Below are 21777 nucleotides of genomic sequence, written 5' to 3'. Positions count from 1 at the left end.
TGAGAAAACCTTTTATCTTAAATGCTTTCGAATGTTTTCACTAAACTATCAATAAGCACATTTTGCGTATAGGCTAGATTTTCTTTACTATGTACAGCAGAAATGAAACTCGCTTCCATAGAAGCAGGAGATAAATACACCCCTTGAGAAAATACATACCGATAAAATACACCGAATGTTTCCTGGTCACATTGCTGCACATCATAGAAATTCTTCGGAGGTGTTTCTCTAAAGAATAATGAGAACATAGAACCCGCTTTTACTAATGTGACTGGGAATCCTTTAGAACGGATTGTATCTTCTATAGGAGATAAGAACTCTTCTGCGAGCTTTTTCAACCTGGGATAAAAATCTATCTCCTGGCAAAGCTCCACAGACGCTTTTCCTGCAGCCATAGCAATAGGATTTCCTGATAGAGTTCCTGCTTGAAATACTGTTCCCAAAGGCATCAAATAATCCATAATACTTTCATGAGCTAAGAGTGCAGCGACAGGCATACCTCCACCTAAAATCTTACCATATACAGTAATATCAGGAATCGCATCGAGGATAGAACGCATGCCCTGAATTCCCATACGAAATCCTGTGACGACTTCGTCCATAATCGATAAAGCTGAATAACATCGACATGTAGTTATAATACTCTCAATCCATCCAGATTCTGGAAGAATAACACCCATATTGATGGCTATAGGTTCGAAGATCACGCAAGCAACACGTTCTCCTATTTTCTGCATTACTTCTTCAAAAATTTTTACATCATTGTAGGGTAAAATTAACGTAAGAGGTAGACAAGGATCCGAAGAAAAGTATCTATCTACGATAAGAGAAACTTCCATAAGGTTACTCTCATCTATAGAAATTCCTTTTAATAGAATATCAGAATGTCCGTGGTAACATCCCAAAAATTTAATAATCACCGAGCGTTTAGTTGCTCCACAAGCAAGACGTACAGAGGTCATTGTAGCTTCCGTTCCTGAAGAAACAAAACGTAGTTTATGATCTTGTAACTTCAAACAAGACAGTAAGGTAGCTGCTAGAGAAATTTCATTTTCTGAAGTGAGGCCATAAGAGGTCCCTTGAGATGCTGCAGTACAAATCGCATCTAAAATTTTTGGATGGCTATGGCCATGGATTAATGATCCCCAAGATCCACAAAAATCAATAAAATTTTTTCCGAAACTATCTATAAAAATATCTCGAGAAGCACTATAGACAATGGGAGGAACAATCCCTACAGGAATGCATGCACGTATTGGAGAATTTACTCCTCCAGGAAAATAGCGACAAGCATCAGCATATGTCATTGTTGTTTCATCAATAACCGCCATATAACCCCCTAAAAAATCCGGGATTATTCTGAGCCATAGCCGCTTTAAAACCTAGAAAAAGACTTACTAAAGATTAAATAAAACTAAAGTCTAATTCAGCAAAAGATTTTCAGGGACTGTTGATAGCGATGCATATTTCCCTCCCAAATCTTTAAGAATCATAGACCAAAGATTTTCAGGATTATCAGCAAATACATACTCATAACTTGCAGGAGCTAAAAACCAATTCCCGTCTAAAAATTCCCTTTCTAATTGTCCTGCCTGCCAACCACTATAACCAAAACATAAATTTATCGTAGGCCCCGTATCACTAGCAGCGATCTCTTGTAAAAAAGATAGATCTCCTCCCAAATATACAGAAGGACAGATTTCTAATGTTTGTTCAGGAATTTCAGAACAGGAATGCAAAAGCATCATTTGATTCGCCTGTAGGGGACCTCCCATACAAAAACGGATATTGTTATTAGACACCTTATCAAAAGTAAAAATATCATCTGATATCTCCAAGCCTAATGTCTTATTTAAAATCAGTCCAAACGAACCATTAAGACTATGCTCACATAATAAAATTACACTGCGAGCAAAGACCCCCTGATCCGTATCAGGAGAAGCCAATAACAATGAACCTTTCTCTAAAATAGCATAGGGAATTTTTGCCATAAGATACCGTGATATTTTATTCTTCGTAAGCTACGACAGCATCAAATACAGATTTCACACAAAGAATAGGAACTTTGTGTGTAAGCGCTAAGGGAATACTGTCGCTAGGGCGAGCATCAACATCTGTGATATAGAGAAAATCTCCTTGTTTTTGCTCTAAAAACATGCGTGTGTAAAATACATTATCTTTGTAATCACTTATGACAACACGCGCTACATGAATATCAAAACCTGAGAAAACAAAATTTAGGAGATCATGAGTTAGTGGTCGTGATAAAGAAAAGTGTGAGGGATCAGAATTCTGAAATGCTTGTCCCATCGATACATGTCCGTATATCGCAAATTTCTTCTCATCGGTACCCAAGATAATTCCTGCGTAATGACAAAAGCTAACTAACTTGTAAAAGTTAAGTAAAACCAAAGGGGTATCTTGGAGCAATTCTTTCTCTATACTCATACTTTACCAGTAATCTTCTTACCAATCTGACCGTTGGTATAACCAAACCATACCTCTACATTTGCTATAACAAACCCCACTTCAATAATACCATGAATTTGTAATAGCTTCAGAAGATCTTCCTCGGGATGAGGATATACATTCGGGGTATGAATATCGTAAATATAATTCCCGTTATTAGTAATAAAAAGTCCTCCGCGAGGATTCTTTCTTAAATTCCCCTGATATCCAAGATTTGCCAACGCAGCAACAATAGAAGACCTTCCAAAAGGACTAATCTCGACAGGCACACCAAATTTTCCTAAGACCTCAACACTTTTACTCTCATCAGCAAGTATTAAACATCGCCGACTCGATTGTAGTAGAATCTTTTCTCGAAACATAGCTCCACCTCCACCTTTGATCATACGCAGTTGGGGATCTATCTCATCAGCACCATCAACAGCAAGATCTGTTTCAGTGAATTCTTCATCATCAATCAAAGGAATACCTAAACTACTTGCTAGAGAGTAGGATTCTTTTGAAGACGCTACAGCACGAATATCTAGGTTTTCCCGTTTTTGCTTTGCAGAAACAGCCTTAATGAACTCTCTAGAGGTTGAACCACTCCCCAATCCCAAAAGCATTCCGGAGGTTACTAAAGCAGCAGCTTCACGAGCTAAATGTCTTTTTACTTCTAAATAGGGATCTTCTTTCACAACACCTCTATTTGTTTCATTCTCCATAGCTTTTATATCGAGAACTCTCGACATGTCAGATAAAAAATAAAAGCCGAAGTCATACTAATATAATCATATTTGCAAGGTCAAATGAGGATATTGGTAAACCGCATATAGGTTAAAAAGTAGCTTTGATTATCTTGAATATTATATCAAAAATATAACTGCTTTATACCCACTCTTCCCAGGTTTTATAAGCAAGGCTAGGTTGAAATTCAACATCATCGATATCTGTAGATATATCTAAAATACGATTCCAAATCTGTTTTTTTGAAAATTTATTTAAGTACTGACCTTTACGATCGCTAAGATCTTTTAGCAAAGCTTTTGCTTCTGTATTTAACGTACAAATCCCTAGTCCTGAATATAGCCAAATCAGAAACTCTTCTCTATCTGCTCTAGATAAAGAAGGTTGTGTGGCCAAGGCTGTATCTATTATGGCTTTTACATTAACATCTTCTTTCCAGATAGTATACATGGATTGATCCATAGCTGCAGATAATGTTCGATAGTCTTGCATGCTTATTGAAGAAAATACCGGTAAATATTGAGGGTGAAAAATTCCTGAAAATGCCATCTGTCCAGTGATTAAACTATTTAAGATATCACTGTTATAATCTTGAAGCACCTTAGAAGAAAAAGTTTCCAGCCAATAACATGGGCAATTTTCTTCAATAATAGAATCTAAATCCAATTCACCATTACGCATTAGGGTTTTCAAATTTTCTCGAGATTCTTGAGATAAACTATTAAAGGCTGCGATTAATTCTTGAGAATCTGTAAAGGGATCTATATCTGCTCCCGAAGCTAAAACCCCTAATCTATAAAGCTGAGCAAATGATAAATTGTATTTATCTAACACACAAACTGTAGCTGTAGAACCATCTTGCTTATTTATATGAGATACGAAAGCTCGAGGATATTTAGCAAAAATTCTCTCACGTAATTTATTAGGGATGTTCTTATTTTCGACAATACGGTTTCTTCTATGCGCATGAATACGCTGTAGCCCAATTAATGCAGTAATACAGCCAAAAGCTGCTGCAGCAATTAAAGGCAGCCCTAAGCTAATTGTTAAGCCCAATACAGGAATAGCAACAGAAAGAGCTATTATCCCAATGGCAAATAGTGTGACTAATGTTATTAAAGCGTAGGAAATTTTAGATTTAGCAAATGTATTAGAAACAGAGGGCGTGGTAGCTCTATTTCCTACCTGAGAGCCCATAGGTCTTTGATTATCTAGTCTCATTTTCAATGCTAACACAATATCTTTAGGTATAAATTATGTATTAATCACTTAGGAGATAAAATAGTAATTGATAATAGAATAATTTTTTTGAGCCTAGATATAAAAACTGATTCTTAAATACTTAAGAAAATCAATACTAGAACATCAAGTCAGAGTCACCATTCCTATTTAATAATGGTTGCTGATTAGCGATATCTTACTCCCGTATTTGGATCCATGAGATAGTAATGAAGATGAAACGAAGAAAGTTTCGGTTTTTGTAGATTATGTTTACTGTGTTTGTTAAAAAATTCCAAGACCCCCTTATGAAAACCGTAAAGACGATGCGAGTCGTGGCGATAGAAGTGCATCCATTCTTTCAATGTAAGTAAAGTAATATGAGGGTCAAAATCTTTTATATTCTCCTCATTGATGTATTGAGAAACAACGAGTAATAGCTCCATAAGAATACCTCCAACACGAGATGTATCGAAAGTGTGAAGGAAGCTGAGTTGGCAACATTCTATATCTTTAAACAGCTGTAATTGCTCCCATGTAATCCCATGTTTACATAATGCCAGCAACCAAGGAGCTCGAGACCCATTGAGATCCTCTAATAACCATGATTCTCTTCTTTCAAATCCTTTTACATTTTCATTTTCTAAATACATTCTAAATCGTGTATATAACGCTTCAACAAGACTACGTACATCTCGCCAAGTATTGTCTCGTGCATGTTGGCATAGTATGTTGTATTCTTCTTCAGAAGTAAGACGTGCTAATAACCAAACAAAAGGATGAAATGCTGTTTGGTTTATATCTGATAAACCTACTCGATTCACCCAATACACAGTAGGTTCCATATGTTCAGCCTCAGGAAATTCTATAGGACCAAGGTGAATAAACTTATTTATCAAGTATAAAGGACAATTCTTTAAGAGGATCTTCTCTAGATTAGGAAGCATTACACCCTCACAGGCCTTTTGCAAACGCTCAAAACCAAATGATTCTACTCTATTCTTACAGTCTTCAGAGGGGAAATGAAAATTTCCTGAGGATAATCCGGATACAACAGCACGAAACTCTCTAAAGGTAAGAGCTTTCGTAAACACGAGATCGTAAATAATTTGGGGATAAGTTTCTTTTATCAAAGAACGAAACCCAGAAGGAAGAGGATGTTTTAACTCACGCATTGCGTAGCGTAATGCCAAAGCACTTACTATTCCCACAATAACTAAAGATAAAGCTACACCCGTTACAAGTAGGGGATGAGCAAATCCATAGATAACTACCGACAGCAAGCTTACAGCACAGATAAGACAAAATATGCCCGTTATAGTTATAGCATGCTTACACAATGTATCCAATACGCCGCGTGTTTTCTTTCCTAGATTCATTAAGGGTAAACAAGAAGGAGATTGTATATGAGGGAATATGTTGTTTAAAGTCATAACCCACCTAGTTATTTCTAAAGTTTTAGCAATAAAAAAAAATCCGAAGATTTTTAATCACATCCAAAATTAAAAACAACAAGCAAAATCAATCTATCTCGGGATCTTTTATTTCTTAGAACAATCTAAAAAAATTATTAGCTGCAATCAGAGAAATAACAAAAAAATAAATTCAAGACACCTCTTTAGAAAGTATATTACTCGAGTATCCTCATTCCTGTTGTGCTATCTATTGAATAAATAGGAATATGTGGAGGCTCTTTTCTCATTAAAGATTCTCCTCTACGTCCATTTAAGAAGGTAATCGTCCTATCATAGAAACGCCAGTCGCGATTCTCTTTATTTTTCTCATAATCATCAATCCATTCCTCCCAGGTAAGTAGCATAATAGAAGCGTCAAATTCATCATGATCTTCCTGAATATGTGGATATATAGAAAGGATAAGCCTTATTAAATTTGCACCTCCGTTGGCATCATTAAACATGGAAAGGAAGATCATATCCCTACATTCTACCTGTTTAATCAACTGTAGTTGATCCCAAGAAACGCCATGCTTACAGAAGTACAACAACCATTCTAGAGAGAATTGACTAAAACAACGGGATAGCCAAGCTCTATCAATATGAAAATGTTCCACAGGCTCATTTGGTGTACGACCTATAAGTCGGGTTCGCACTTCTTCAACCATAGGAGATGCTTCATCCCAAGTATTATTTCGAGCATGACTTAATAGAGTTTCATATTCAGATTTAGAAACCACTTTAGAAAAAATCCAGATATAGTGATGAAAAGCTGTATCTAAACGGTGTGTTAATCCTGTACGAGATAACCAATAAACTTCAGAATTCATATTTTCAGCTTCTGGAAACTCTCTAGGACCGATCTGAATAAACGTTTTTATAAAATAAAAAGGACAATGTTTTAAAAGTAGGTTTTCTAAATGTGGTAATTGAATTCCCTCACAAGCCTTCTGTAAACGCTCAAGACCAAATCTCCCTATCTTCTCCTGGCACTCTAACGAAGGAAAGGTAAATGTTTTGGAAGATAAACCTGTGAGAATAATACGGAGCTCTTGAAGAGTAAGCTTCTCCTGAACAGTTAAATCGTAAATTGCTTTAGGGAACTCTTGCTTAATTACCGATAGGAATCCCGAGGGAATAGGCAGTTTCTCTCGACATGGAAGGTATAAACGATATAACGATGCAAGCATTACTCCCGAAAGAACTAGAGAAATTATTAAACCTAAAACAATGGAAAAATGGGTCAATCCCATAATAATAAAAGCTGTAAATGTGGCAAGGAAAGCAAGGCTACCTATAGCTACAGCACATTTACGCAACTTTTCGGTTACACAAGGCTTTGTGTCCCCGTCTTTTCTTATCAATATCAAGGAAGCATTAGATCCTGGGAGAGGGGAAGTCTGTATAGGATTCATAATCCACGCCCTACTTAATCCAATAAATTCGAAAAATTATATCAATTTACACGGGTAAAAACAATTAATAAATCCAACTCTTTCTAATCTGTGAATCGAGATAACGGAAGAACATTTAAAAAGAATTTAACTCGTGATTTTCAGCCATCTCTTAAATTTACGATCTCCAGTAATGGAATCATAAGAATAACAGGGAATTTTAAAGACAAGTTGTTTCGTTAAATGGTTTTTACTATGGCTATTTAGAAAGTCTACTATTCTATCATAGCTAGCGTGTTTTTTATCCTCTCTCCACTCATTCCAGGTTAGCAAAGTTATATATGGATCAAATCCTTTTCTATTTTCATTAATATAAGGAGCAACTGTAGCCGCTAATTTCATTAGGTTCATGCCCCCACCTAGCCTATTAATCTTATTTAGGAACTTCACATCATCATAACATATTTCTTTGAACAGCTTTAGTTGCCCCCAGCTAACACCATGTTTACATACATATAATAGCCAGGGCAACTTAATACATGTAAATAACCTCTCTGTTTCCACCCATGACTTATCTAGAAAAATATTCCTCATATGCATACGGATTTTATTGATTACCGTTTCCTCCAAGTCTTTAACTGCAAACCAAGTTCCTTTTTTTGCGTGTAGAAGTAGAGTTTCATATTCATCTTGGGAGATTACCTGAGCAAGAATCCAAATATAAGGATGACATATGGTATCTAGCCTATCTGACAAACCTGTATGAGAGAACCAGTACATAGCAGGAGGTATATTTTCTGATTCAGGGAAATTCTTAGGACCTAGTTGGATAAATTTATTCATAAAATAAAACGGACAGTGCTTTAAAAGCAGATTCTCCAAATCAGGAAGCTCGATCCCCTCACAGGCCTTTTGCAAACGCTCAAGACCAAACCTCTTTACCTTCTCATCGCGTGCTGTCGATGGAAAAGTAAAATATCCCGAATGCAACCCCGATAAAACAACCCGCAACTCTTGAATCGTTATCCCTTTTTCAATAACCAAATCATAAAGTACTTTAGGAAAATGCTTTCTAATTACATAACGAAAACCTTCTGGTATAGGCAACCTTGAATCTCGTGTTGCACAACGATGCAAAATCAATGCTGAAAGCATTCCAGAGAGAATAAAAGATACCGTTAAACATACAATGATTGCGGGCTGAGTCACCCCGAAAGCAATTAATGTCATGAAAACGGTAGAAAGAAATAAACAACAAATACTGCTAATAAGTAGAGAGTTCTTATATAAGATATCTAAGAAAAGACATATTCTACCATCTTGCTTAACCACTGATGGAATGGGGGGAACACCTATCACAGTCATAGTATCGATCAGAACTGTTGTTTAGCTGCTAAAAAATGTAAATACAATAAGACACGTCTGTCATCTATCCACACACCTCTATTATCCTTAAGCAACGAAAGGGATAAAGGAATAAGGTGCACGAATCTTATTCTATTTCTTGATCTTTCCCACTATCGGAAGGATCATAATCAAGGGTTCTTTTACCCGTACGGCTATCTATAGAATAGCTAGGGGTCTCAGGAACTTGGTTGTATTTTAAAACACGCTTACTTTGTTTATTTACAAACTTCGTGGTCCCGTCAAAGAAACGCCATCGACGATTGTTTTTATTATTCTCATATTCGTTGATCCATTCCTCCCAGGTAATTAGAGCAATAAACGGATCGAATTCCTTATTCTCATCAATATAAGAAGCAATGCTGTAAATCAACCTCGTAGTCACCATACTTCTGGATGATACATCGAACATGGATATAAAATTAATATGCCTACACTCAATCTCTCTGAACAACTGTAACTGCTCCCAACAAACTCCATGCTTACATAAATATAGTAACCATGTGAAACCTAAACCACCAACACATAACTTCAGAGATTCTCTTTGCGTATCGAAGTGCTCTACATCCGCCGTGACTATAAGTGCTTCGATTCGATTACGTAGTTCGCCTCTAACAAAAGTTTCTCGAACTTGATCCCAAGTAGAATTTTTCGCATGTATCAATAACATTTCGTATTCTTCTTGAGTCACTACATTAGCTAATAACCAGACATTAGGATCAAAGACCGTGTTGCAAGTAGAGGAAAATCCGGTTCTAGACACCCAATAAAGTACAGGATCCATATTTTCCGCTTCAGGGAATTCCTTAGGACCTAATTGAATGAATTTATTAACGAAATAAAATGGGCAATTCTTTAAAAGAATCTTCTCTAAATCAGGCAATTCGATCCCCTCACAACCCTTTTGCAAACGCTCAAGACCAAATCTCTCTACCTTCTCCTGACATGCTATCGATGGGAAAGTAAATGTCCCAGAAGATAAACCTAAAATAACAGCACGCAGTTCTTGAAGAGTTAGTCTCTCCTGAACTACCAGATCATAGACAGCTGCTGGAAACTCTTTTTTAATTACTGAACGAAAGCCTGAGGGAAGTGAATGGCGCATATCACCGCGTACTATACGATGAATTGCCAAGGCTAACATTACTCCAGCAACAATGATTGATACTAATAAACAAGCAAGAATTATAGGCTGTGTAAATCCACAGGCAACTATAGCCACCATAGCAATAGCAACCGCGGAACAAAAAATACTAGTTATAATTAAAGTATACTTATGTAGCCTACTCCTTACACAAGGTTGGTTATTGTGTTTAATTATTGAAGATCCATTTAAGCCAGAATGTGAAGATATACTTGATGGGTTCATGGCCCTCTAAATTATTAAAAATAAACAAACTAAAAGACGATTATAGCATTTTTAAAATTAAATATCGAGGGAGAGCCGTTTCCTTCGAATTCTCTCTCCAGTAGACTTATTCATGTCATATCTAAAAACCACAGGAAGTCCCTCATTGTCTAATTCTATAAAGATTTTTTTACCACGCTTGTTTAAAAGATCTATAGTACCATTAAAAGGCTTCCAATCGTCTTTATCTCGATTCTTTTCATATTCTTTAATCCATTCCTCTGATGTCAGCAGAGCAATTCCCGGATCAAAATCCTGAGAATCTTCCTTTAAGCGGGAAGAAGTGACAAATAACAATCGCTGGAGATTCAGACCCCTGAATGAATAATCAAAAGCATTCAATAAATTGATACTTTGACTACTTACCTCATTAAATAACTGTAATTGATTCCAACAGACTCCGTGCTTACATAAGCGTAATAGCCACGGAGAACCGACCATGAGACTAGTTCTTTTCACACCAAGTCCGCTAACATCGTATTCCTTCAAACTATTCTTGACGCGGGATTTTATTTCTTTGGTTAAATTACTGACTTCATTCCAAGTATTATTTTGTGCATGACATAGTAGTGTTTCATACTCTTCCTTAGAAATAACTCTTGCAAGAATCCAAATAAAAGGATGTAACGCTATGTCAGGACTATCCGCCAAACCAGTTGGCGACACCCAATACATTTCAGGGTCCATATTTTCCGCTTCAGGGAATTCCTTAGGACCTAATTGAATGAACTTATTAACAAAATAAAATGGACAATTCTTTAAAAGAATCTTCTCTAAATCAGGCAATTCGATCCCCTCACAACCCTTTTGCAAACGCTCAAGACCAAATCTCTCTACCTTCTCCTGACATGCTATCGATGGGAAAGTAAATGTCCCAGAAGATAAACCTAAAATAACAGCACGCAGTTCTTGAAGAGTTAGTCTCTCCTGAACTACCAGATCATAGACAGCTGCTGGAAACTCTTTTTTAATTACTGAACGAAAGCCTGAGGGAAGTGAATGGCGCATATCACCGCGTACTATACGATGAATTGCCAAGGCTAACATTACTCCAGCAACAATGATTGATACTAATAAACAAGCAAGAATTATAGGCTGTGTAAATCCACAAGCTAGCGTAATTGCAAATACCGTGGAAAGGGCTAAACAAAAAACACCTCCTATTAACGCTATATTCTTATATAACTTATTCTTAAAAGAGGCCTGCGCTATCGGCAAAGAAGCGCTGGCATCTGAATGGGGGGGGGCTAGATTCATGATACGATAACTAAATTATAGGGGTAGAAGGCATTATGGATTAAAAAACTTCTTTCCTTTTTCAGAATCTTCTTCCAAAACTCTACTACCAGTATGAGTATTTATATAATATACCGGAGTTATAAAAGATGGTGGATCCTTTAATGTCTTACGGCTGTTCTTACTTAAAAACTTTAAAGTCCTACCGAAAAAGAAATTAGCTCCTTTTATTTGTTCATATTCTCTAATCCATTCTTCCCAAGTAATTAGAGTAATAAACGGATCGAATCCTTCCTTATTCTCATCGATATAGGGAGCAATAACAAGCATTAACCTCATGATATTCAAATTTCTAGCTGCCAAGTCAAATAGAGTAAATAAATTTACGTGTTTGCACTCTATTTCCTTGAACAGTTCCAACTGTTTCCAACAGACTCCGTGTTTACATAATCTTAACAACCACTTTAATATCAGACCTCCCAACAACATATCCCTGTCAATATGAAAACCTTCAACATTTGCAGTTTCTATAAATTTTCTAAGTCGAGGATTTAATTCTTGAGCAATAAAAACCTCGCTAACTTGGTCCCAGGTATTATTTTTTGCATGCATCAATAGCATTTCATACTCTTCCTGAGTGACCACATGAGCTAATACCCATACATCAGGATCAAAAGCGGTATTATACGTAGAATCTAGCCCCGTACGACACACCCAATAAATCTCAGGATCCATATTTTCCGCTTCAGGAAATTCTTTAGGACCTAATTGAATAAATTTATTCACAAAATAAAATGGACAATTCTTCAAAAGAATCTTCTCTAAATCGGGTAATTGAATTCCTTCACAAGCTTTTTGCAAACGCTCAAAACCAAATCTCTCTAGCTTCTTTTGACATTTGCTCGAAGGAAAAGTAAATGTTCCAGAAGATAAACCTGAAAGAACAACACGCAGCTCTTGTAGAGTCAATCTCTCCTGAATAATCAAGTTGTAAAGCGCTTCTGGGTATTCTTTTTTTATTACATTAAGAAAACCTGAGGGAAGTACTGGTCGCATGTCACGGATATGACGGGTCATTAAAACCAACATCACTCCAGCAACAATAAGAGACACTAATAAACAGGCAAGAATTATAGGCTGTATAAATCCACAGGCAACTATAGCTACCATAGCAATAGCAACAGCTGAACAAAAAATACTGGTTGTAACTAAAGCGTACTTACGCAACTTATCTGTTAAGCACGATTGGCTATTTTGTTTAATTATTGGGAATTCATTGGAACCAGAATGTGAAGGTGTACTTATTAAATTCATTAACTCACTCAACTTATTGACAATAATAACATATAAAAAAACCTACAAATCAGATGTCATCAACCCTTACAAGCAACCTATTTCCTGTAAGTTTATCTATGTCATACTGAAAAGCTAAAAGAGTAGCTTCATCATTGTACTTTTGTACGGGATTTATACTCCGTTTATTTAAAAGTGTGATTATCGCATCATAGAAGCTCCAGGGAGGTTTATCCTGATTATGTTTATAATCTTCCCACAACTCATCAAAAGTGAGTAAAGTAATGAATGGATCGAAATTTTTCGGATCATTCTCATCAATATGGGGGAATAGGGCGATTCCCAGCTTCATTAAAACTTTCCCCCTCATAGACATGTCCAAATGATGTATAAGGCACAAGTTTTCACACTCTATATCTTTAGGCATTTTTACATAACTTCTCTGCAAGACAATGAAAAGAAGTTCTTTCTTGCATTAATTTAGACCCTAAGGGGGGGGGGGGGGTTGTCTCCTGCATAAATACCTCACTAAAAAATTCCTCTAAGAGAGAAGGAAGAACTCTCATTTTAACAAAAAACTTGAAATACACTAACCATTTAACATATTAAAGTTCAATAGATTAAGAAATAGTAAAGATTTAATTGATTCCCCTCCCTCTCTTTGTTCTATTTATTGTATAATAAGGAAAACCTTCTTCACGCTCGATTTTATTCAAAAAATCTATAGCACCAGTTAGGATGCCCACTATTTTCCTGACAATCTCGCTCCATTCCTCCCAGGTAAGAGCCATGAAGGAGTCAATCTCTTCATTATCTTCGTGAATATAATTCGATGTAGAGTTGATTATTCGTCCAAGATCTCTACCTTCATCTGATCTTTCTGAATCATAAAGAAATCTAACCGATTTCATGTAGATTTTCTTACAAAGTTTCAGTTGTTCCCAAGTTACACCGTGCTAACATAGATATAGTAGCCCGGGTGTAGCTATTTTACCTCACAAGGGATCTTCTCTTATATGTTCAACACGATCCCAGGTAGCGTTTTTAGCATGCAGTAACAATTGTTCATATTCATTTTGAGAATAGATTGCGCAAACATCCATACGTAGAGAGATGGAATACGGTATCCAAACTATCTGACAAACTTAAACGGCTTAGCGAATAAATTGGCGGATCTAACTCCTCTAACTCAGGAAATTCCCTAGGACCTAATTGGATTAAATAAAAAGGACAATGTATAGGTAAAAGATCTTCTAAATCTAGAAGATCAACTTCCCCACAAGCTATTTGTAAACACTCAAAGCCGAACTTCTCCGGATGGGTCGAAAATAAAATTTCCCGAAATCAACCATAATGAAACATCCCATAATTCATGTAGCTATAATCTTTGTTGAAGAATCAACTTATAAATCACGCTAAGAAAAGCTTGACGAATGACAGAAAGGGAACCTTTAGGAATAGAAGGTTCCCTTCTCAAATATGATGCTATTCCTATAGAAACTAAGAAAATACCAAAGCATAAACTAAAAAGTAGACAAGGACGTAATGCCAAATGAATTATCTCATAAATAATAGGAATAGCCAGTGATAGAAAGAATAATTAAACACAACCTACTGACTAATGGGCAGCCTTATTCAACTTATCTATTAGGTAACGAAGTCAGGTGTTTTCTCCAACTATTGGGAAGACCACATCAGCAATAGAACTGGCCACACTACATTCCCAATCACACAAAAAATCTTATTCTCAGCAATTCCATACTATTTTGAAAATCAAGCTAGAGCCTTTGTTCCTTTATCCCTATCTATTCCAAAAATAAGACTCATGGAATATTCTCATATAATCCTGTATCATTGACATAATAAAATAGCTAAGGCCCTAATATTAAGGAGAGTGTTTTAGATACCCAAAAGAAAATGTATTGCGACAAATTTTTGCATTATGTCCTCAATCAGAAAGTGAATCTAAATATTAGCAATTCAAAAAAAATATAAAATGATCTACTTATTCTTTAAGTATTTATAGACCCTAGATTCTTTACAAACTGACAATTATAACAATCAAGAACTGATACTAAATGAATGTAAAATTAGTTAGCTTAGAGTCCGTCTTTCTCCTGTAGAGAAATCATAAGTATAATATGGCAACCCACTTAACTCTTCGCAATCAAATGAAGTCTCCTTAAGAGAATCTAATTCATTTCGTTTAGCATTTAATAACCTTATGGTTGATTCGTGTGTTCTCCACCTTTCGCCTCTTTTAGTACTCTCAGAATAATCCCTCATCCATTCTTCCCATGTAAATAATGCAATATTTGAATCGAAGTTTTCTTGATTCTCATTGATATATGCGAAAACAGAGACCATATTTCTTGCTAAATGTCCCCCTCGACCTTGCTGTTCAATTTCACAAAGGAAATTCACAGAACGGCTATCTATTTTTCTAAATAACTGTAACTGTTCCCAACTCAATCCGTGTTTAGATAGGTAGAAAAGCCAAGAAGAAGTTCTTAAATCCCACCGAACACTACTCTTCGTGCAAGAAAAGCTTGGATTATATTCACTATCTAAATAGATCATCAAACGATTCTGCAAATCAGAAATTAAATCCTGAGTTTGATTCCATGTATTATTTTTAGCATGATCGAATAACGTCACATATTCTTCTCGAGTTGCTACTCGAGATAAAATCCAAACGGATGGAATGAAAATCGTATCCATTTGACTCACAAACCCTAAACGACTTGTCCAATAAACAGCAGGAGATATTCTCTCTGCTGCAGGCAATTCTCTATTCCCTAATGCAATCAACTTATTGAGAAAATAAAAAGGGCACTCCTTTAGTAAAATTTCATCTAAGAGCTGCAGCTCAATATTATGACAATTAAGTTCTATAATAGATAAACCGAAACTTTGTAATTTTATCCTGAGACTTTCAGGATAATTTTCAAGCCTTCTATTCTCAATCAAGCCTTCTATAAGAAGGCGTAGCTCTTGAACTGTTAAGCTCTCGTCAATACATATCTGATAGATAATTCTAGGATAATTTTTTTCTACTATTTCAAGAAATCCTTGTGGAATAAGCTTTCTTTCATCTACACAGTTTGCAACGTCAACAGCAGCCTCCGTATTGATTGCTAATTGACTATCGTATAACGAACTTAAGTCCATATCTATTTCTAAACTATCTTCCTCTCTAGTAGAGACATCACTAGCAACCAAGGGAGATAAATTAAATGCGGTATTTAAAATAGAAGTCGATTCTTCATCGAAACATTCCTCACGAATAACATTAGAATTTAACATAGATGCGGTAGCATTCTCGGAATATGATTCTGGTGTTTCAGCTAAAACAAAATCGTTATCGGAAGGTTCCACACCATCAATTGTAGAATCTAATGTATCTCTAGAACCAACCTCTACAGAATCCTCAAAAAAAATACTCTCTTCTTCAAAAGATGCCTCATGAACAACATCAGAATCCAATGCAACAATAGAAACAACTTCGGAAAGCAATTCTGAAACAGGATCTATTTCTTCCTGAGAAGATGCTTCAGCAGCAAATTGAGAATCTAATGTAGAGCTAGGACTAACCTCTGTAAAATCCTCAAAAAAAGAACCCTCTTCAGTAGAAGGAGAAATAGAACTACTTATACCAGGATCAATAACAGGCGTTATAATAACATGAGGGCGTCTAGAATAATACAAAGTAGAGATTAATACAGATCCACAAAGCACTAAAGAGATTACTAAACCTAATATTATTATTGGCTCAGAGATTCCACTAAAAACAACAGAAGCCAAGACAAGAGATATGATCGCAAAAAAACGCTAGATATAACTACAGCATGCTTATACAAGCGCTGTGAAATACAAGAATATGAACAATCATCAACTAGAGATGATTTAACACAGAAAAAAAATGTATTGTGACAACTCATTGATCCACGACTATCAAGAATAGTTTTCTTATCCAATGACAGGGGTGCAACAAGTTAAATTAAAAAGCCCTGATATATTAGGGTAAGCAGTCTATTTATAATTAACTAATTAGTGAATCTATATTTTTATCTGTGAAATTATTTTGCAAAACAAAAACAAACTAAGAGATTAATAAACAATATATTAGAGAATTACTTATGAGAGATGTCTGGGTAGAAAAAAAATAAGTTTATCTATGAAAGTTTGAAGAATCTGATCCATCACATAAGAAAAAAATAATCGTAATATCTCTATATCTTGGTAAAGATTGTCAAGAATGTGCATTTATGAATTAATAATGACTTCTTATAACTATTATCTTCTCATGAACGTTACCGATCTTCTTATCTATTTAAACGATCTATTCTCTTCGGAATCATTTCCGGATTATGGCCCTAATGGACTACAAATAGGAAATCTTGACACGAATGTTGAGAAGATAGCTGTTGGGGTAACTGCAGACCTAGCAACCATAGAAGCAGCTGTCAAACTAGGCGCTAATATATTGATTGTTCATCATGGACTGTTTTGGAAAGGAATGCCCTATCCTATTACAGGAATGCTTTATAAGCGTGTACAACTCCTGATCAAGCATAACATACAGTTATTATCTTATCATCTACCCCTAGATGCGCATCCAATCCTTGGAAATAATTGGAAAGTAGCTCGCGATTTACAATGGACAAACTTAAAGCCATTTGGCAGCTCTCTTCCCTATCTAGGAGTTCAAGGATCCTTCACCCCAATATCTATAGATAATTTTGTAGAAAATCTATCTAATTACTACCAGTCTCCAATAAAAGCTCAAGCACTTGGTGGTCCGCAAACCATTTCCTCAGCAGCATTAATTTCCGGCGGAGCTTACAAAGAGCTATCTCAAGCTATTCTTTGTAAAATTGATTGTTTCATCACGGGAAATTTTGATGAACCTGCATGGTCAATGGCCATAGAAAATCATGTGCATTTTCTAGCCTTTGGTCATACGGCAACAGAAAAAGTAGGACCAAAAGCTCTCGCACATTATCTTCAAACAAACCTACAAGTTTCCTCAACATTTATTGATACTGACAATCAGTTTTAATATACAAAAAATGTGTGTGATCGTTCTTGGCTTTTTCTTAGAACTTACTTTATAGTAAGTTCTTTTTTACTATTTCAAAAATCCATAGATCATCATGACCATAGATACAGAAAAACAACAAATAGTTCGTCCAAGAAACGAAATCCCTACCGAAGACTGCTGGAATGTAAGTCCTCTATACCCAAATAGAGCGGACTGGAAAGCAGATTTGGATTCTTTTGGGCTGAAAACGGACGGCTCACTTACCTGGCCAGAACTACAAGCAACGCAATATCAAATTGAGAATTCAGAATCTCTCCTTTCTCTATTAACTAAACTTTTCTCGGTTGAAAGAAAGCTTGACAAACTCTACGTTTATGCTCATCTAGTTCATGATCAAGACATAACAAACCAGGAGGGAATCGCAGATCTAAAATCGATCACACATCTATATACTCTCTTTTCTGAAGAAATCTCTTGGATACAACCTGCTTTAATTAGTTTATCAGAGACTATAATAGCTCAACATTTATCGGTTCCCTGCTTAGCACCTTATAGATTCTATTTAGAGAAAATCTTTAGACTATCTATGCATACAGGCACCCCTGGAGAAGAAAAAATCTTAGCTTCCGCATTTGCTCCTTTTGAAGTGGCTAGCAAGGCATTTTCTTCTTTAAGTGATTCTGAAATTCCTTTTGGTCAAGCTACCGATTCAGAAGGCAATTCTCATCCCCTTTCCCATGCATTAGCATCATTATATATGCAGTCTATGGATAGAGAATTAAGGAAAACAGCTTATCTAGCACAATGCGAAAGATATTATAATTATCGACATACCTTTGCTAATCTCCTTAATGGAAAAGTTCAAGCACATTTATTCTATGCAAAAAACAAAAAATACAGTTCCTGTCTAGAATCAGCATTATATCATAATAATATTCCGACAACGGTTTATACTAATCTCATCGAAATCGTGAAGAAAAATTCTTCACTGATTACAAAATACTACTCTCTAAAACAAAAAGCTCTAAATCTAAAAGATTTCCATTTTTATGATGTATATGCTCCTCTAAGTCAATCCGAAGAAAAAAAATATTCTTATGAAGATGCCGTTGATCTTATCTATAACAGCCTCTCACCACTTGGAACTGAATATGTTGATACTTTAAAACAGGGACTAACTACAGAAGGTTGGGTAGACAAATACGAGAACCTTAACAAACGCTCTGGAGCTTATTCTTCGGGATGTTATGATAGCTACCCCTATATTCTATTAAACTACACGGGAACATTATATGATGTATCTGTAATTGCTCATGAAGGTGGTCACAGCATGCATTCCTATTTCAGTCGGAAGAATCAATCTTTCCATGAAGCACAATACCCTATTTTCCTTGCAGAGATTGCCTCAACGCTAAATGAAATGCTTCTTATGGACTCAATGCTTAAAAAGAGCGATTCTAAAGAAGAGAAAATCACTATTCTTACAAGATGTCTGGATACAATCTTCTCTACACTATTTCGTCAGGTGTTATTTGCATCTTTCGAATATGAAGTGCATTCTGCTGCAGAACAAGGTCTTCCTTTAACCGAAGAGTACCTATCTTCAACTTATAAGAATTTACAAAATGATTTTTATGGAGAAATCGTAACATTCGACACTCTTTCTAACATAGAATGGGCAAGAATTCCTCATTTCTATTACAATTTCTACGTGTACCAATACGCAACAGGTATCATTGCTTCTCTATGCTTTGCAGAAAAAATTCTTAACAAAGAGGACAACGCTCTCAACTCGTATCTGAACTTCTTAAAAAGTGGAGGCTCTGACTTCCCATTAGAAATCTTGAAGAAGTCTGGATTGGATATGATAACAAGTGAGCCAATACATAAGGCCTTTTCCTTTATAGAGAGAAAAATCCAGGAGTTATCATCTTTAATTTGAAATAACTAAAAAAAATAGCACTTGATATTATTAAGTGCTAAAATCATTGCCAAAAACGAGAGACTCTGATATCGTTTTCGAGAAACGGCAAAGTCTCTTAGAACATAAAACACAAGGAGCTTATAACATGTCAGATCAAGCAACGACCCTTAGGATTAAGCCCCTGGGCGATAGAATTTTAGTGAAAAGAGAAGAAGAAGATTCTACAGCGCGCGGCGGCATCATTTTACCTGATACGGCAAAGAAAAAACAAGATCGAGCAGAAGTACTCGCTCTAGGCACAGGAAAACGAGATAAAGATGGTAATACCCTACCTTTCGAGGTTTCAGTAGGTGATACTGTTTTAATAGATAAATACGCGGGACAAGACCTTACCATCGATGGTGAGGAGTACGTCATTGTTCAGGAAAGCGAAGTTATGGCAGTTCTCAAGTAAGATAAATCATTATTTATAGATTGCAAAAAGTTAAGGAGCACAAAAACAATGGCAGCAAAAAATATTAAATATAACGAAGACGCCAGAAAGAAAATCCATAAAGGGGTTAAAACTCTTGCAGAAGCTGTAAAGGTAACCTTAGGTCCTAAAGGACGTCATGTGGTCATCGATAAAAGCTTTGGTTCTCCTCAAGTTACAAAAGACGGTGTAACTGTCGCCAAAGAAATTGAGCTCGAAGATAAACACGAGAATATGGGAGCTCAAATGGTCAAAGAAGTTGCCAGCAAAACTGCAGATAAAGCTGGTGACGGAACTACAACAGCTACTGTTCTCGCTGAAGCTATCTACAGCGAAGGATTGAGAAACGTAACTGCGGGCGCCAATCCTATGGATCTCAAAAGAGGAATCGATAAGGCTGTGAAAGTCGTTGTCGATGAAATCAAAAAAATTAGTAAACCCGTACAACATCACAAAGAAATAGCTCAAGTAGCAACTATTTCTGCAAATAACGATTCTGAAATCGGTAATCTTATCGCCGAAGCCATGGAAAAAGTTGGCAAAAATGGCTCTATTACTGTTGAAGAAGCTAAAGGTTTCGAAACTGTTCTCGACGTTGTCGAAGGTATGAATTTCAACCGTGGATATTTATCTAGCTACTTTTCTACAAATCCTGAAACACAAGAATGTGTTTTGGAAGAAGCTCTTGTGCTTATTTATGACAAAAAAATTTCCGGAATTAAGGATTTCCTACCAGTTTTACAACAAGTAGCAGAATCTGGACGTCCCCTACTTATCATCGCCGAAGATATCGAAGGTGAAGCTTTAGCCACTTTAGTAGTGAACAGGCTACGTGCTGGATTTAGAGTTTGTGCAGTAAAAGCTCCTGGATTTGGCGATAGAAGAAAAGCAATGTTAGAAGACATCGCTATTTTAACTGGTGGTCAGCTCATTAGCGAAGAGCTTGGCATGAAGCTTGAGAATACAACTCTAGCTATGTTAGGAAAAGCTAAAAAAGTAATCGTTTCCAAAGAAGATACGACAATTGTTGAAGGACTTGGAAGTAAAGAAGATATTGAATCTCGATGCGAAAATATCAAAAAACAAATCGAAGACAGCACTTCTGATTACGATAAAGAAAAACTCCAAGAACGGTTAGCTAAACTTTCCGGAGGCGTAGCTGTAATCCGTGTAGGCGCTGCTACAGAAATCGAAATGAAAGAGAAAAAAGACAGAGTAGATGATGCTCAGCATGCAACTCTTGCTGCAGTTGAAGAAGGTATTCTACCTGGTGGTGGTACAGCTTTAGTTCGCTGCATTCCCACTTTAGAAGCTTTCATTCCTATTCTTACAAATGAAGATGAGCAAATCGGAGCACGTATTGTTCTCAAAGCACTATCCGCTCCATTAAAGCAAATTGCAGCAAATGCTGGTAAAGAAGGCGCTATCATCTGTCAACAGGTGCTTTCTCGTTCCTCTAGCGAAGGCTATGATGCTTTACGCGATGCTTACACCGACATGATTGAGGCAGGAATTCTCGATCCAACTAAAGTAACACGTTGTGCTTTAGAAAGTGCAGCTTCTGTAGCTGGACTTCTATTAACAACAGAAGCTTTAATTGCCGATATTCCTGAAGATAAATCCTCTTCTGCTCCCGCAATGCCAGGCGCAGGAATGGATTATTAATCCTTAATTTAGAAGTATTCTTTCTAATGTTACAAGGTCTCCTTTCATCCATATTGAGAAGAAGGGGGGC

The 21777-nt window shown here is 36.2% G+C and carries 19 protein-coding genes and 1 pseudogene; 5 read left to right on the top strand and 15 right to left on the bottom strand.

Annotated elements, in window-relative coordinates:
* Positions 1-17 precede the first annotated feature (17 nt).
* The 14 genes and pseudogenes from O1W70_RS05030 to O1W70_RS04965 all read right to left on the bottom strand — a co-directional run bounded on the left by O1W70_RS05030 (position 18) and on the right by O1W70_RS04965 (position 13937).
* Positions 18-1331 (bottom strand): aspartate aminotransferase family protein, encoded by a 1314-nt coding sequence (locus O1W70_RS05030; protein ID WP_213241122.1) that lies wholly within the window; start codon positions 1329-1331, stop codon positions 18-20.
* 90 nt (positions 1332-1421) lie between these two features.
* Positions 1422-1991 carry a YqgE/AlgH family protein gene (locus O1W70_RS05025; protein ID WP_213241124.1) on the bottom strand — a complete coding sequence of 190 codons (570 nt, stop codon included), beginning with the start codon at positions 1989-1991 and terminating at the stop codon, positions 1422-1424.
* A 16-nt stretch (positions 1992-2007) separates the two neighbouring features.
* Complete coding sequence (locus O1W70_RS05020; RefSeq protein ID WP_213241126.1) at positions 2008-2448, bottom strand: bifunctional nuclease family protein; 441 nt, start codon at positions 2446-2448, stop codon at positions 2008-2010.
* Positions 2445-3146 carry a ribose 5-phosphate isomerase A gene (rpiA, locus tag O1W70_RS05015; protein ID WP_213242003.1) on the bottom strand — a complete coding sequence of 234 codons (702 nt, stop codon included), beginning with the start codon at positions 3144-3146 and terminating at the stop codon, positions 2445-2447. Before rpiA ends, O1W70_RS05020 begins: the two co-directional genes overlap by 4 nt.
* A gap of 190 nt (positions 3147-3336) precedes the next feature.
* Positions 3337-4416: a DUF1389 domain-containing protein gene (locus tag O1W70_RS05010; protein ID WP_213241128.1), complete on the bottom strand. Its 1080-nt coding sequence runs from the start codon at positions 4414-4416 to the stop codon at positions 3337-3339.
* Between the two features lie 185 nt (positions 4417-4601).
* Entirely contained in the window at positions 4602-5846 is a 1245-nt protein-coding gene (locus O1W70_RS05005; RefSeq protein WP_213241130.1) for a DUF1389 domain-containing protein, read from the bottom strand.
* Positions 5847-6043: 197 nt separating this feature from the next.
* The gene (locus O1W70_RS05000) at positions 6044-7282 is read right to left on the bottom strand and encodes a DUF1389 domain-containing protein (protein ID WP_213241132.1); all 1239 of its coding nucleotides are present in this window, start codon (positions 7280-7282) and stop codon (positions 6044-6046) included.
* Between the two features lie 126 nt (positions 7283-7408).
* Positions 7409-8626 (bottom strand): DUF1389 domain-containing protein, encoded by a 1218-nt coding sequence (locus O1W70_RS04995; RefSeq protein WP_213241134.1) that lies wholly within the window; start codon positions 8624-8626, stop codon positions 7409-7411.
* 127 nt (positions 8627-8753) lie between these two features.
* Positions 8754-10034 (bottom strand): DUF1389 domain-containing protein, encoded by a 1281-nt coding sequence (locus tag O1W70_RS04990; protein WP_213241136.1) that lies wholly within the window; start codon positions 10032-10034, stop codon positions 8754-8756.
* 57 nt (positions 10035-10091) lie between these two features.
* Positions 10092-11330: a DUF1389 domain-containing protein gene (locus O1W70_RS04985; RefSeq protein ID WP_375797223.1), complete on the bottom strand. Its 1239-nt coding sequence runs from the start codon at positions 11328-11330 to the stop codon at positions 10092-10094.
* Between the two features lie 33 nt (positions 11331-11363).
* The gene (locus tag O1W70_RS04980; protein WP_213241139.1) at positions 11364-12623 is read right to left on the bottom strand and encodes a DUF1389 domain-containing protein; all 1260 of its coding nucleotides are present in this window, start codon (positions 12621-12623) and stop codon (positions 11364-11366) included.
* A gap of 49 nt (positions 12624-12672) precedes the next feature.
* Positions 12673-12972, bottom strand: coding sequence for a hypothetical protein (locus O1W70_RS04975; protein ID WP_375797222.1), 300 nt, complete (start codon positions 12970-12972; stop codon positions 12673-12675).
* A 268-nt stretch (positions 12973-13240) separates the two neighbouring features.
* Positions 13241-13546 (bottom strand): annotated as a pseudogene (locus tag O1W70_RS04970) (DUF1389 domain-containing protein); the annotation flags it as partial.
* Between the two features lie 127 nt (positions 13547-13673).
* Positions 13674-13937: a DUF1389 domain-containing protein gene (locus O1W70_RS04965; RefSeq protein ID WP_213242009.1), complete on the bottom strand. Its 264-nt coding sequence runs from the start codon at positions 13935-13937 to the stop codon at positions 13674-13676.
* A gap of 98 nt (positions 13938-14035) precedes the next feature.
* On the opposite strand from O1W70_RS04965, the gene O1W70_RS04960 reads away from it, so the two are divergent.
* Complete coding sequence (locus tag O1W70_RS04960; protein WP_332381505.1) at positions 14036-14158, top strand: hypothetical protein; 123 nt, start codon at positions 14036-14038, stop codon at positions 14156-14158.
* A 538-nt stretch (positions 14159-14696) separates the two neighbouring features.
* Here O1W70_RS04960 and O1W70_RS04955 read toward each other — a convergent pair.
* Positions 14697-16340 carry a DUF1389 domain-containing protein gene (locus O1W70_RS04955; protein ID WP_213241145.1) on the bottom strand — a complete coding sequence of 548 codons (1644 nt, stop codon included), beginning with the start codon at positions 16338-16340 and terminating at the stop codon, positions 14697-14699.
* A 568-nt stretch (positions 16341-16908) separates the two neighbouring features.
* Here O1W70_RS04955 and O1W70_RS04950 point away from each other — a divergent pair.
* From O1W70_RS04950 to groL, 4 genes are all read left to right on the top strand, one after another.
* The gene (locus O1W70_RS04950; protein WP_213242011.1) at positions 16909-17664 is read left to right on the top strand and encodes a Nif3-like dinuclear metal center hexameric protein; all 756 of its coding nucleotides are present in this window, start codon (positions 16909-16911) and stop codon (positions 17662-17664) included.
* A 94-nt stretch (positions 17665-17758) separates the two neighbouring features.
* On the top strand, positions 17759-19588 hold the full coding sequence (pepF, locus tag O1W70_RS04945) for an oligoendopeptidase F (RefSeq protein WP_213241147.1): 1830 nt from the start codon (positions 17759-17761) through the stop codon (positions 19586-19588).
* Positions 19589-19715: 127 nt separating this feature from the next.
* A complete protein-coding gene (locus O1W70_RS04940; protein ID WP_213241149.1) occupies positions 19716-20024 on the top strand; it encodes a co-chaperone GroES in 309 nt (102 codons plus the stop codon).
* A gap of 48 nt (positions 20025-20072) precedes the next feature.
* Positions 20073-21707 carry a chaperonin GroEL gene (gene groL, locus O1W70_RS04935; protein ID WP_213241151.1) on the top strand — a complete coding sequence of 545 codons (1635 nt, stop codon included), beginning with the start codon at positions 20073-20075 and terminating at the stop codon, positions 21705-21707.
* The last annotated feature ends 70 nt before the right edge of the window (positions 21708-21777 follow it).

The sequence above is a fragment of the Chlamydia sp. 16-02 genome (assembly GCF_042235055.1).
Lineage (GTDB): Bacteria > Chlamydiota > Chlamydiia > Chlamydiales > Chlamydiaceae > Chlamydia.
This window is presented reverse-complemented; position numbering and strand designations above follow the sequence as displayed.

Bases quoted from the DNA above. Each gene is read 5' to 3' on its own strand.
- O1W70_RS04980 (WP_213241139.1), bottom strand. From the start codon at position 12,623: ATGAATTTAATAAGTACACCTTCACATTCTGGTTCCAATGAATTCCCA.
- pepF (WP_213241147.1), top strand. From the start codon at position 17,759: ATGACCATAGATACAGAAAAACAACAAATAGTTCGTCCAAGAAACGAA.
- O1W70_RS05000 (WP_213241132.1), bottom strand. From the start codon at position 7,282: ATGAATCCTATACAGACTTCCCCTCTCCCAGGATCTAATGCTTCCTTG.
- O1W70_RS04990 (WP_213241136.1), bottom strand. From the start codon at position 10,034: ATGAACCCATCAAGTATATCTTCACATTCTGGCTTAAATGGATCTTCA.
- O1W70_RS05010 (WP_213241128.1), bottom strand. From the start codon at position 4,416: ATGAGACTAGATAATCAAAGACCTATGGGCTCTCAGGTAGGAAATAGA.
- O1W70_RS04995 (WP_213241134.1), bottom strand. From the start codon at position 8,626: ATGACTGTGATAGGTGTTCCCCCCATTCCATCAGTGGTTAAGCAAGAT.
- O1W70_RS05005 (WP_213241130.1), bottom strand. From the start codon at position 5,846: ATGACTTTAAACAACATATTCCCTCATATACAATCTCCTTCTTGTTTA.
- O1W70_RS04975 (WP_375797222.1), bottom strand. From the start codon at position 12,972: ATGAGGGGGAAAGTTTTAATGAAGCTGGGAATCGCCCTATTCCCCCAT.
- O1W70_RS04940 (WP_213241149.1), top strand. From the start codon at position 19,716: ATGTCAGATCAAGCAACGACCCTTAGGATTAAGCCCCTGGGCGATAGA.
- O1W70_RS05025 (WP_213241124.1), bottom strand. From the start codon at position 1,991: ATGGCAAAAATTCCCTATGCTATTTTAGAGAAAGGTTCATTGTTATTG.
- O1W70_RS04960 (WP_332381505.1), top strand. From the start codon at position 14,036: ATGACAGAAAGGGAACCTTTAGGAATAGAAGGTTCCCTTCTCAAATAT.
- O1W70_RS04950 (WP_213242011.1), top strand. From the start codon at position 16,909: ATGAACGTTACCGATCTTCTTATCTATTTAAACGATCTATTCTCTTCG.
- O1W70_RS05030 (WP_213241122.1), bottom strand. From the start codon at position 1,331: ATGGCGGTTATTGATGAAACAACAATGACATATGCTGATGCTTGTCGC.
- O1W70_RS04985 (WP_375797223.1), bottom strand. From the start codon at position 11,330: ATGAATCTAGCCCCCCCCCATTCAGATGCCAGCGCTTCTTTGCCGATA.
- O1W70_RS05020 (WP_213241126.1), bottom strand. From the start codon at position 2,448: ATGAGTATAGAGAAAGAATTGCTCCAAGATACCCCTTTGGTTTTACTT.
- groL (WP_213241151.1), top strand. From the start codon at position 20,073: ATGGCAGCAAAAAATATTAAATATAACGAAGACGCCAGAAAGAAAATC.